Raw genomic sequence first — 10,614 nt, 5'->3', positions numbered from 1 at the left:
GTGCCAGCGGATGGCACTCGGTGCGGAACCGGGCCGTCGATCAGCGGACGATCACCCGCACCGAGTGCCATCCGCTGGCACCGTTCGGGAAGGGAGCGGCCCGCTGCTCGGTCTGCGTCTCGCCGTCGGAACTGGTCGCCCGGACGGTGAGGGAGTGCTGGCCGGCGGCGAAGTCATAGGGCAGTACCCACTGGCGCCACAGGTCGGCGTCGACCTCGGGGGAGAGCTCGGCCTCGGCCCAGTCCTCCTCGTCGACCTTGACCTCCACGCGGGCGATGCCGCGGGTCTGGGCCCAGGCCACCCCGGCGATCGCGCGACGGCCGGGCGGGAAGGCCCGCAGCGGCGCCGGGGTGTCGATGCGGCTGAAGACCTTGATCGGCGCCTCGGCGGCCCAGTCGCGCTGCACCCAGTACGGGTCGAAGGCGTCGAAGGTCGTCGCGTCGATCCGGGTGAGCCACTTGCAGGCGGAGACGTAGCCGTAGAGACCGGGGATCAGCATCCGCACCGGGAAGCCGTGCTCCACCGGCAGCGGCTCGCCGTTCATGCCGAAGGCCAACATCGCGTCCTCGACGTCGAGGGCCGAGCGCGTCGGCGCGCCGATGGTCATGCCGTCCGACGACGTGCAGACCAGCTGGTTGCTGTCGTCCCGGATGCCGTTCTCGCGGAGGAAGGCACCCAGCGGCACGCCCAGCCACCGGGCGGTGCCGGCCAGCCGGCCACCGACCTCGTTCGAGACGCAGGTGAGCGTGATGTCCCGCTCGATGATGTCGTCGCGGTCGAGGAGGTCCTGCAGCGTGTACGACGTCGGTGAGTCGAACTTGCCGGTGAGCGTCAGCTGGTAGTCGGACGGGCGGATCTGCGGAACGGTGATCGCGGTGTCCACCCGGTAGAACTCCGCGTTGCGGGTGACCAGTGGGGTGAGGCCCTCGACACGGCGTGCCAGGTCGGCGCCGACGGGCAGCGCCGGGGCGGGCGAGGCCGGGCGGGGCAGCGCGAGATCGCCCCGCTCGCCGGCGACGTCGAAGCGCTGCTGCAGGAGGCGGCCCCCGCCGCCGGCCACGGCTGCCACACCGACGGCCACGCCGCTGGTCAGGAAGAACCGGCGCCGGTCCATGCCGGAGCCCTTGCGGTCACCGGCGCCGAGCGCGTCGCGGACCCGCCCGGCCAGGCCGTGCTGCGGCGAGGTCCCGGTCGGAGGGTCGACCGCGACCGGGTCCTCGGCCGGGACCGGGGTCTGCAGCGGGGGGAGTAGCGCGAGCAGCGCGACGGCGCCGACCAGCGCGCCGACCAGCGCGGGCAGGCCGTAGAGGATGCCGCCGGCGGGCCGGGTCACGGCCGCGACGACGCCCACCAGCCCGAAGAGCAGGATCCCGAGAACGCCCAGTCGGCGGCTGCGGAGCCCCAGGAGCCCGATCACCAGGGCGTACAGCGCGATGACGACCAGGGTGCCGACGATCAGGGCGATCTTGTCGTTCTCCCCGAACGTCCGGATGGCGAAGGCCTTGACCGGCTCGGGCGTGAGCGTGATCGCCGCGTTGCCGACCGCCACCACCGGCGAGGAGGCGGGCCCGACGAGCGCCGCGACGAGTTCGGCCACACCGAGCGCCACGGCGGCGGCGAGCAGGCCGGCCAGCGCGGCCAGCACCCGCCGGACGCCGGTGCTCGGGGCACCACCACCGGTGGCGGCTAGCGGGTCCCGCTCGGTCATGGTCACGACTGGCATTCGCGCACCGGGAGGGGATCGGATTCACCTGGTGCGCAACTTTTCTGCGGACGTCCTGACGCCCCCTGGGGGCGCGGCCGGAGACGCGGGCCGATCTGCCAGGCTGGGCAGGTGCCGGCCACTCCAGCCCCCCGTCCCGCCGACCCCGCCAGCCCCTCGCAGAAGCCGCCGTCGGTCCGCGTCGCGATCGGCCTCCTGGCGGCGCTCGCGGCGCTGCTCCTGCTCTACGCGGCGCTCACGTTCTTCGGACGCGACGGAGTGGTGCAGGCCCTCACCACCGCGGGGCTCGACCGCTCGGCCGCCGAGCAGTTCGTGCTCGTCAACCTGACCTCGTCGCTCGTGCTCGGCGCGACCTACGCGGTGTCGGCGGTCGCCGTCGAGCGCGGCCGCTCGTGGGGACGGTGGACCGGGCTGCTGGCAGCCGCGGTCCTGGCCGTGCTGATGCTCTCCTCGATGCTGACCGCCGGCGGCGTCAGCCCGATCTCACTGCTGCAGCTCGTGCTGGCCGTCTCGGCTGCCGCGAGCCTGATGGCCCGGCCGACTCGGGACTGGCTCGCGTCCAGCACCGGCTGAGCGCCCCCGGGCTCCACTCAGCCCTGCCCGGTGGCCCGCTGCCACTTCCGGAGGCGGAACCAGTCGTTGGACGGCTTGAGCGCCAACAGCACGACGGCGGCCAGGAGGAGCGTGGTCTGGAACCAGCCCAGCGTGGTCACGAACGGCATAGGTCCGCCCCTGCCGGCCGCACCCGCCGGAGCGGCGACCAGGGACAGGCCGGCGAAGACCCACAGCACGATCCGGGCCCAGTTGTGACCGCGCCAGGCGAACCAGACGAACACCAGCTGCAGGGCGGCCACCACCAGCGACCCGATGAGGCTCGCCCGCAGGATCAGCTCTGCAAGGCGCGCGGGGTCGACCCCCTCCAGCCCGGTGTCCTCCAGCGAGGCCCCGGCCTGGTCGTCGGTCCACGCTAGGACCTGGTCGAACTCCACCAGCATCGCGATCGTCGCGATCGCACCGAGGAAGAGCGCGGCCAGGTAGGAACCCAGGCCGGCGCGCACCGTCACCGGCCGCTCCATGGGCTCGGGCACCGGGCCGCTCCAGCCCGTCGGTGCCTGCGGCGCGACGGGGTAGGCGTACGGGTTCTGCGGGTACGGCGGAGGCTGACCGTAGGGAGTCTGCTGCCCGTGCGGGGTCTGCCCGGGCTGGGGCTGGCCGTACGGGGGCCGGCCCGGCTGGGCGGGCGGCGCCGACGGCCACGCGGGCGGCCCACCCTGCCGGCCCTCCTGCGGTTGCTCCTGGTCGTGCTGGTCGCCCGGCCCCGCCGTCATTCCGCCTCCGCTCGTCGTCCCCGTGCCGTGATCATCGCCGACCCACCGAGCACGAACCAGCGGGGACGCGACCGGCCCCCCGCCCCATCGGTGGGCCGCCGCTCATGCGCAGGTGACGCTCAGGCTCTCCGCGTCGCCGGCCGGCCAGTCGACGACGACCTCGTCGCCGTCCCGGATCTCGCCGGCCAGCAGCGCCTTCGCCAGTTGGTCACCGATCGCCGACTGCACCAGCCGGCGCAGCGGCCGGGCGCCGTAGACGGGGTCGAACCCGTTCAGCGCCAGCCACTCGCGGGCTGCGTCGGTGACGGTGAGCGTGAGCCGACGGGCGGCGAGCCTGCGGGCCAGGACACCCACCTGGATGTCCACGATCCCGGTGAGCTCCTCGCTGCCCAGGGCCCGGAACACCACGACGTCGTCGAGCCGGTTGAGGAACTCCGGCTTGAAGTGCGACCGGACCACCTCCAGCACCGCACCCCGGCGGGCCGCCTCCGGGATCGACTGGTCGGCGATGATCTGCGACCCCAGGTTCGAGGTCAGGATCAGGATGGTGTTGCGGAAGTCCACCGTCCGGCCTTGGCCGTCGGTCAGCCGGCCGTCGTCGAGGACCTGCAGGAGGACGTCGAAGACGTCCGGGTGCGCCTTCTCCACCTCGTCCAGCAGGACGACTGTGTACGGACGGCGCCGCACCGCCTCGGTGAGCTGGCCCCCGGCCTCGTAGCCGACGTATCCCGGGGGCGCCCCGACGAGGCGGGCGACCGAGTGCTTCTCGGAGTACTCGCTCATGTCGATGCGGACCATGGCCCGGTCGTCGTCGAACAGGAACTCCGCCAGCGCCTTGGCCAGCTCGGTCTTGCCGACGCCGGTCGGGCCGAGGAACAGGAACGACCCGGTGGGGCGGTCGGGGTCCGCGACGCCGGACCGCGCCCGGCGGACGGCGTCGGACACGGCCCGGACGGCATCGGGCTGGCCGACCACCCGGCCGGCGAGCCCGTCCTCCATGCGCAGCAGCTTCTGGGTCTCCCCCTCGAGCAGCCGGCCGGCGGGGATGCCGGTCCACGCCTGGACGACCTCGGCGATGTCGTCGGGGCCGACCTCCTCCTTGAGCATCGAGTCGCCGGACGCGACCGAGTCCTCGGCCGAGGTGAGCGACCGCTCCAGCTCGGGCAGCCGGCCGTAGCGCAGCTCGGCCGCCCGGGCGAGGTCGCCGTCCCGTTCCGCCCGCTCCGCCTCCAGGCGGACGTGCTCGAGCTCCTCCTTGATCCGCTGGATCCGCTCGATGGCGGTCTTGTCCTGCTGCCAGCGGAAGGTGAGCTCGGCCAGCTCCTGGCGCCGGTTGGCCAGCTCCTCGCGGAGCGTGGCGAGGCGGGCGAGGGAGGACTCGTCGTCCTCCTTGGAGAGCGCCATCTCCTCGATCTCCATGCGGCGCACGGCGCGCTCGACCTCGTCCACCTCGACGGGACGGCTGTCGATCTCCATGCGCAGCCTGCTGGCCGCCTCGTCGACGAGGTCGATCGCCTTGTCGGGCAGGAAGCGCGACGTGACGTACCGGTCCGACAGCGTCGCGGCGGCGACGATCGCGGTGTCGGTGATCCGGACGCCGTGGTGCACCTCATAGCGTTCCTTGAGCCCGCGCAGGATGCCGATCGTGTCCTCGACGGAGGGCTCGCCGACGAAGACCTGCTGGAAGCGGCGCTCGAGGGCCGGGTCCTTCTCGATGTGCTCGCGGTACTCGTCGAGCGTCGTGGCCCCGACCATGCGGAGCTCACCGCGAGCGAGCATGGGCTTGATCATGTTGCCCGCGTCCATCGACGAGTCCCCGGTGGCCCCGGCGCCGACGAGCGTGTGCAGCTCGTCGATGAAGGTGACGACCTGGCCCTCCGCCTCGGTGATCTCCTGGAGCACGGCCTTGAGCCGCTCCTCGAACTCGCCGCGGTACTTGGCCCCGGCCACCATCGCACCCAGGTCCAGCGCCATGAGCCGCTTGCCCTTGAGGCTCTCCGGCACGTCACCGGCGACCATGCGCTGGGCCAGCCCCTCGACGATCGCCGTCTTCCCGACGCCGGGCTCGCCGATGAGGACCGGGTTGTTCTTCGTGCGACGGGAGAGCACCTGCACGACGCGGCGGATCTCGGTGTCCCGGCCGATGACCGGGTCGATCTTGCCCTCGCGGGCGCGCTCGGTGAGGTCGACGGCGTACTTCGAGAGCGCCTGGAAGGTGCTCTCCGGGTCGGCCGTGGTGACCTTGCGGTTGCCGCGGACGGTGCGGAAGGCGGCCACGAGCGCATCGCGGGTGGCGCCCGCGCTCGCGAGCACGGTCCCGGCCTCACCCTCGGAGCCGGCCAGCCCGACCAGCAGGTGCTCGGTGGAGACGTACTCGTCCCCGAGAGCGCTCGCCTGCTCGCCCGCGGCGTTGATCACCCGCAGGAACTCCCGCGACGGCGCGGGGGCGGACACCGTCGCCCCGCTGACGCTCGGCATCCGGCGCAGCGCGGCGTCGGCCTTGCTGCGGACGTCGACGGGGTCGGCTCCGACCGCGGTCAACAAGGGGCCGGCGATGCCGTCGGTCTGCTCCAGCAGGGCGACCAGCAGGTGCAGCGGCTCCAGGGCCGCCTGACCCCGGCCGACGGCGAGGCGCTGGGCGCCGGCGACGGCCTCCTGCGAACGGGTCGTGAGCTTGCTCTCCATGCTCTGACGCACGTCCTCTCATCGGTCGTGATCGCCGCCCGCGGGCAGGGGCGGCGTCGTACGCACCGTCCAACGACGGTCGGGTTGAGTCTGTTCCGCTCAACTCTGCCAGCTCGCGGGCCGCGCGCACAGGGTGCCCGCCGTCAGCCGCCCGTGACCCGACCGGACGAGAAAGGGACCCGAGAGTGCTGGTCCTGGAGCCGGTGCGCCTTAGACTGCGGGAATGACCGCCCTGCCGGCGCCGAGCGTGGCGCTCGACGACCAGCTGTGCTTCGCGCTGTACGCCGCCTCCCGGGCCGTCACCGCGCGGTACCGACCCATGCTCGACGCCATCGGGCTGACCTACCCGCAGTACCTCGTCATGCTGCTGCTCTGGGAGACCGACAACCAGACCGTCGGCCAGCTCGGCAACCGCCTGGCCCTGGACAGCGGCACGCTGTCCCCGCTGTTGAAACGGCTCACCGCCGCGGGCCTGGTCAGCCGGCACCGGCGGGTGGAGGACGAGCGCTCGGTCTCCATCGCCCTCACCGACGCGGGCCGCGCCCTGCAGGACAAGGCGATCGCCATCTCCGAGGAGATGATCGGCGCCATCGGCTTCGACATCTCGGAGTTCGACGACCTCAAGACCCGGCTGCGACTGCTCACCCAGCGCGTCACCGGCACCGCCGGGGCCTGAGCGCGACATCCGCCACCGGACGGTAGTGCGCAACCGATCCGGGTAGGAGCTGGTCACGGCGCCGCCCGAGCAGTGGGCGGCCACGGCCACGGAAGAGGCAGCATGCCCACTCGCAGCGCTCGCACCGCCTGGAACGGCACCCTCCAGGAGGGCTCCGGACAGGTGGAGCTCTCCAGCTCCAAGATCGGCACCTACGAGGTGTCCTTCCCCAAGCGGACGGCCGACGAAGCCGATGGGACGACGAGCCCCGAGGAGCTCATCGCGGCGGCCCACTCCGCGTGCTTCGCGATGGCCCTGTCCAGCGAGATCGGCAAGGCGGGCGGAACCCCGCAGTCGCTGGACATCTCCGCCGACGTGACGCTGGGCCAGAAGGACGGCGCTCCCGCGATCACCGGCATCACGCTGACGGTCCGCGGCGAGGTCGACGGCCTCGACGCCGCCGGCTTCGAGAAGGCGGCGCAGGCGGCCAAGGTCGGCTGCCCGGTCAGCAAGGCCCTCACCGGTACGGAGATCACCCTGGACGCCTCGCTGGAGCAGTGAGCCCGCCCTCCGGGCCCCCAGCAGGGGGCCCGGGCGATGACGAAGGCCCGGCCCCCGCACGGGGACCGGGCCTTCGTCATCGTCGTACTCGTTACGGGGCGACGGGCGGCACGTCCTCGTCGCGCATCCGCTCCTCGCCGCTGCGGGTGCTCAGCGCGATCTCGTGGATCAGCACGATCGCTGCCATCGCGACCACGGCGATGACCGCGGAGATGAGGAAGATGCGGCCGGTCGCGTCGCCGTAGGAGACCCGGATCAGCGTCTGGATCGCCGGCGGCGCGTCGGCCAGGTTCGCCAGCCCGATGTCCCCGGAGCCGGCGGCCTGGCCGGCACCGGGCACGTCGGCCAGGCCGGTGGTGATCAGCGTGCCGACGCGCGTGGACAGGACGGCGCCCAGGACCGAGACGCCGATCGTGCCGCCGAGGCTGCGGAAGAAGGCCACCGCGGAGCTCGCCGCGCCCAGGTCCGTGGCCGCCACGGTGTTCTGCACGGCCAGCACGAGGTTCTGCATGGTCATGCCGATGCCGACGCCGAGGACGAACAGGAAGGCGCTGAGCAGGACCATGTTCGTCTCGTGGTCGACGAGGGACAGCAGTCCGAAGCCGACGACCACGAGCACCGACCCGGCGACCAGGAAGCGCTTCCACCGGCCGGTCCTGGTGATCAGTATGCCGGAGACCGTCGAGGACAGGAGCAGCCCGGCGACCATCGGGATGGTCAGCAGACCGGCCGCGGTCGGGGAGTAGCCACGCGAGATCTGCAGGTACTGGCCCAGGAACACCGACGACCCGAACATGGCGACACCGATCGCGATGCTGGCGATGATCGCCAGCGTCGTCGTCCGGTCGCGGAAGAGCCGCAGCGGGACGATCGGCTCCTTCGCCTTGAGCTCGGTGACGACGAAGGCGGTCACCGCGGCGATGCCGCCGGCGAGGAACAGTGCGGTCTCGGTGGAAGCCCAGTCGAAGCTGTCCCCGGCGAGGGTGACCCAGATCAGCAGCGCCGAGACACCGGCGGTGAGGAACGCGGCACCCAGGTAGTCGATGTGCACCGTCCGCTTGGTCACCGGCAGGTGCAGGGTGCGCTGCAGCAGCACGAGGGCGACGATCCCGAAGGGGACGCCGACGTAGAAGCACCAGCGCCACCCGAGCCAGCTGGTGTCGACCAGCAGGCCGCCGAGCAGCGGGCCGCCGACGGTCGCCACGGCCATCACGCCGCCGAGCAGGCCCGAGTACCGGCCACGCTCGCGCGGGCTGATCATCGCGGCCATCGCGATCTGGACCAGCGCCTGCAGTCCGCCCAGGCCCAGGCCCTGCAGCACCCGCCAGGCGATGAGGGTCTCCACCGACTGGGACAGCCCGGCCAGCATCGAGCCCACGACGAAGATGACGATCGAGAGCTGGATCAGCAGCTTCTTGCTGAACAGGTCGGCGAGCTTGCCCCAGATGGGGGTCGAGGCGGTCGACGCCAGCAGGGTCGCGGTGACCACCCAGGTGTACTGGCTCTGCGTGCCGCGCAGGTCGGTGATGATCGTGGGCAGGGCGTTCGAGACGACGGTCGAGGACAGGAACGCCACGAACATCGCGAGGAGCATTCCCGACAGCGCCGAGAGGATCTCCCGGTGCGTCATCTGCCCCTGCTGCTCGACCGGTGAGACGACGGCGGGGGGTGCGGCGGTGGTGCTCATGGAACTCCTGACGGGCGGTGCGGCGGAAGGTTCGGTGCGGTGCGCGGTCATCCGGCGACCGCCCGTTCGGTGGGAGCCGGCGAGGCGCTGGCCCGCTCCACGTCGGCGAGCAGCCGGTCGAGCAGGTTGGCGACGTGCTGCGCGTCGTCGTCGTCCCAGTCGGCCAGCGCGGTGGCGGCCCACTCCGAGCGCAGGGCACGGGAGGTGGACAGGGCCTCCAGGCCCCGGGCCGTGATCCGGAGCAGGCTGGCCCGACCGTCGAGCGGATCGGGCCGGCGCTGCACGTACCCGGCACGCTCCAGCGCGGCGACCTGCCGGCTGGCGACGGACACGTCGATGCCCGCGCGGAGGGCGAGGGCACTGCAGCGCAGGTCGCCGTCCTGCTCGAGGGGCAGCAGCAGCGGCCAGCCGAAGGACGGCAGGTCGCCGTGCAGGGACGTCGCTGCACGCGTGCTGAGGTGCCGTCCGCTCCGGACGAGCCGGGCGAGGCTCTCGGTGAGGCGGTCCCGGGTCTCCGGGGCGAGAGGCATGGCGATCCTTGCTGACGATCAACGCTTGCAGACCGCAACCATACTCTTGGATGGTTGCGGTCTACAACGGACCGTCGGCGTGTCGACGGTCACACGCCGTCAGCGGGCGACCGACTCCCCTGCCGCCGCCTCGCCCTCGCGGACCTCGCCGAGCCGGTTCAACCGGCCGAGCAGGCCGGCGAGCGTGGCCACGTCGTCGGTAGCCCAGCCGGAGAGGTCGTCCTCCCAGCGGGCACGACGCGCGTCCCGGATCCGGCTGAGCCGGGTCGCCCCCTCACGGGAGGGCGTCAGCACCTGGGCGCGGCCGTCGTCGGGATCGGCGGCGCGGTCCACCAGCCCGAGCTCCACGAGACTGGAGACCTGCCGGCTGACGGTGCTCTTGTCCAGCCCCAGCCGGGCGACCAGGTCGCTGGCCCGCAGCGGTCCGGCGTCCTGGAGCAGGGCCAACAGGCCGTACGCGGCGCCGTCCAGGTCGGGGTGCAGTTCGCGGGCCAGCCGGGCCGAGATGGCCCGCGACCGACGCAGCAGGAGACCGATCTCCCGTTCCAGGGCCACGTAGGCCTCGTGCGCGTCCACCGGAGGAGCATTCACCGTCCGGCGCCCGGCCGCCAGACCACGAGGGCCGAACTCGGCCGGCGCAGCGGCACCAGCTCCGCCCGGTACGCCGCCGGAACCGCCGCCTCGGCCGCCATGCGGCGGTTCTCCGAGTGCTGCAGCTCCTCGAGCAGCTCGTGCACGCGGGACCGCAGCGCCTCGACCTGCGACTCGAGGTCGATGATCCGCTTGATCCCGGCCAGGTTGACGCCGTCCTCCTGCGACAACCGCTGGACCTCGCGCAGCAGCGCGACGTCCCGCGGGCTGTAGCGGCGGCCTCCCCCGGCCGTCCGGCCCGGGCTCACCAGCCCGAGCCGGTCGTACTGGCGCAGCGTCTGCGCGTGCATCCCGGCCAGCTCCGCGGCGACCGAGATCACGAACACCGGTGCGTCCTCCGCGACGGCGCGAACGGTGTCCTGCGCGGGGTCGAACGGGCGGCTCACCGCTGGCCCCCGGCCGTCACCGCCGCCGTGATCTGCGGGCGCGGGTCCTCGTCCATCTTCTCGGCCAGCGTCTCGACGACCTTCCGCTGGTCGGGCGTCAGCCGGACCGGCACGGCGATCTCCACGGTGACCAGCAGGTCGCCGGAGCGGAGCTTCCCGGGCACGCCACGCCCGCGCACCCGCAGCGTGCGCCCGCTCGCCGTGCCGGCGGGCACCTTGAGCGAGACCGCGCCGTCGAGCGTCGGCACGGTCACCGTCGCTCCGAGCGCGGCCTCGGCGAAGGTGATCGGGACCGTCAGCGTCAGGTCGTCACCCTTGCGGCCGAACAGCGCGTGCTCGGCCACGTGGACGACCAATACACTTCCTCTTATACAACTCTGACACTTCCCACGAAAAGATACATGTAGA

Annotated in this window: 11 protein-coding genes; 3 read left to right on the top strand and 8 right to left on the bottom strand. The window is 72.7% G+C overall.

What is annotated here, in order from left to right:
* Positions 1 to 40: 40 nt before the first annotated feature.
* Positions 41 to 1,723: a molybdopterin-dependent oxidoreductase gene (locus C5508_RS17740; RefSeq protein WP_198598162.1), complete on the bottom strand. Its 1,683-nt coding sequence runs from the start codon at positions 1,721 to 1,723 to the stop codon at positions 41 to 43.
* 111 nt (positions 1,724 to 1,834) lie between these two features.
* Between C5508_RS17740 and C5508_RS17735 the strand changes: the two genes are divergently transcribed.
* Positions 1,835 to 2,296: a hypothetical protein gene (locus C5508_RS17735; protein WP_104526253.1), complete on the top strand. Its 462-nt coding sequence runs from the start codon at positions 1,835 to 1,837 to the stop codon at positions 2,294 to 2,296.
* A 17-nt stretch (positions 2,297 to 2,313) separates the two neighbouring features.
* Here C5508_RS17735 and C5508_RS17730 read toward each other — a convergent pair whose 3' ends face one another.
* Both C5508_RS17730 and clpB read right to left on the bottom strand, forming a co-directional pair.
* Positions 2,314 to 3,051: a hypothetical protein gene (locus C5508_RS17730; RefSeq protein ID WP_104526252.1), complete on the bottom strand. Its 738-nt coding sequence runs from the start codon at positions 3,049 to 3,051 to the stop codon at positions 2,314 to 2,316.
* Between the two features lie 102 nt (positions 3,052 to 3,153).
* Positions 3,154 to 5,736: an ATP-dependent chaperone ClpB gene (clpB, locus tag C5508_RS17725; protein ID WP_104526251.1), complete on the bottom strand. Its 2,583-nt coding sequence runs from the start codon at positions 5,734 to 5,736 to the stop codon at positions 3,154 to 3,156.
* A gap of 223 nt (positions 5,737 to 5,959) precedes the next feature.
* Between clpB and C5508_RS17720 the strand changes: the two genes are divergently transcribed.
* Both C5508_RS17720 and C5508_RS17715 read left to right on the top strand, forming a co-directional pair.
* The gene (locus tag C5508_RS17720; protein ID WP_104526250.1) at positions 5,960 to 6,412 is read left to right on the top strand and encodes a MarR family winged helix-turn-helix transcriptional regulator; all 453 of its coding nucleotides are present in this window, start codon (positions 5,960 to 5,962) and stop codon (positions 6,410 to 6,412) included.
* A 102-nt stretch (positions 6,413 to 6,514) separates the two neighbouring features.
* A complete protein-coding gene (locus tag C5508_RS17715) occupies positions 6,515 to 6,952 on the top strand; it encodes an OsmC family protein (protein ID WP_104526249.1) in 438 nt (145 codons plus the stop codon).
* Between the two features lie 91 nt (positions 6,953 to 7,043).
* Here the strand turns inward: C5508_RS17715 and C5508_RS17710 are convergent, their stop codons facing one another.
* The 5 genes from C5508_RS17710 to C5508_RS17690 form a co-directional block, all read right to left on the bottom strand.
* The gene (locus C5508_RS17710) at positions 7,044 to 8,639 is read right to left on the bottom strand and encodes a DHA2 family efflux MFS transporter permease subunit (RefSeq protein WP_232797260.1); all 1,596 of its coding nucleotides are present in this window, start codon (positions 8,637 to 8,639) and stop codon (positions 7,044 to 7,046) included.
* A gap of 47 nt (positions 8,640 to 8,686) precedes the next feature.
* A complete protein-coding gene (locus tag C5508_RS17705; RefSeq protein ID WP_104526248.1) occupies positions 8,687 to 9,169 on the bottom strand; it encodes a MarR family winged helix-turn-helix transcriptional regulator in 483 nt (160 codons plus the stop codon).
* Positions 9,170 to 9,268: 99 nt separating this feature from the next.
* Entirely contained in the window at positions 9,269 to 9,745 is a 477-nt protein-coding gene (locus C5508_RS17700; protein WP_104526247.1) for a MarR family winged helix-turn-helix transcriptional regulator, read from the bottom strand.
* A gap of 11 nt (positions 9,746 to 9,756) precedes the next feature.
* The gene (locus tag C5508_RS17695) at positions 9,757 to 10,206 is read right to left on the bottom strand and encodes a heat shock protein transcriptional repressor HspR (protein WP_104526246.1); all 450 of its coding nucleotides are present in this window, start codon (positions 10,204 to 10,206) and stop codon (positions 9,757 to 9,759) included.
* A partial coding sequence (locus tag C5508_RS17690) for a DnaJ C-terminal domain-containing protein (protein WP_332872203.1) occupies positions 10,203 to 10,614 on the bottom strand: 412 nt, incomplete at its 5' end. The genes C5508_RS17695 and C5508_RS17690, both read right to left, overlap by 4 nt.

This window comes from Blastococcus atacamensis (assembly GCF_002938425.1).
Taxonomy (GTDB): Bacteria; Actinomycetota; Actinomycetes; order Mycobacteriales; family Geodermatophilaceae; genus Blastococcus; species Blastococcus atacamensis.
Note: the sequence above shows the minus strand (reverse complement) of the source record. Positions and strands in the feature narration are given on the sequence as shown.

What these genes read in the sequence shown, in the direction of transcription:
- C5508_RS17740 (WP_198598162.1), bottom strand. Translation starts at nt 1,723, where the DNA reads ATGCCAGTCGTGACCATGACCGAGCGGGACCCGCTAGCCGCCACCGGT.
- C5508_RS17730 (WP_104526252.1), bottom strand. Translation starts at nt 3,051, where the DNA reads ATGACGGCGGGGCCGGGCGACCAGCACGACCAGGAGCAACCGCAGGAG.
- clpB (WP_104526251.1), bottom strand. Translation starts at nt 5,736, where the DNA reads ATGGAGAGCAAGCTCACGACCCGTTCGCAGGAGGCCGTCGCCGGCGCC.
- C5508_RS17720 (WP_104526250.1), top strand. Translation starts at nt 5,960, where the DNA reads ATGACCGCCCTGCCGGCGCCGAGCGTGGCGCTCGACGACCAGCTGTGC.
- C5508_RS17715 (WP_104526249.1), top strand. Translation starts at nt 6,515, where the DNA reads ATGCCCACTCGCAGCGCTCGCACCGCCTGGAACGGCACCCTCCAGGAG.
- C5508_RS17710 (WP_232797260.1), bottom strand. Translation starts at nt 8,639, where the DNA reads ATGAGCACCACCGCCGCACCCCCCGCCGTCGTCTCACCGGTCGAGCAG.
- C5508_RS17705 (WP_104526248.1), bottom strand. Translation starts at nt 9,169, where the DNA reads ATGCCTCTCGCCCCGGAGACCCGGGACCGCCTCACCGAGAGCCTCGCC.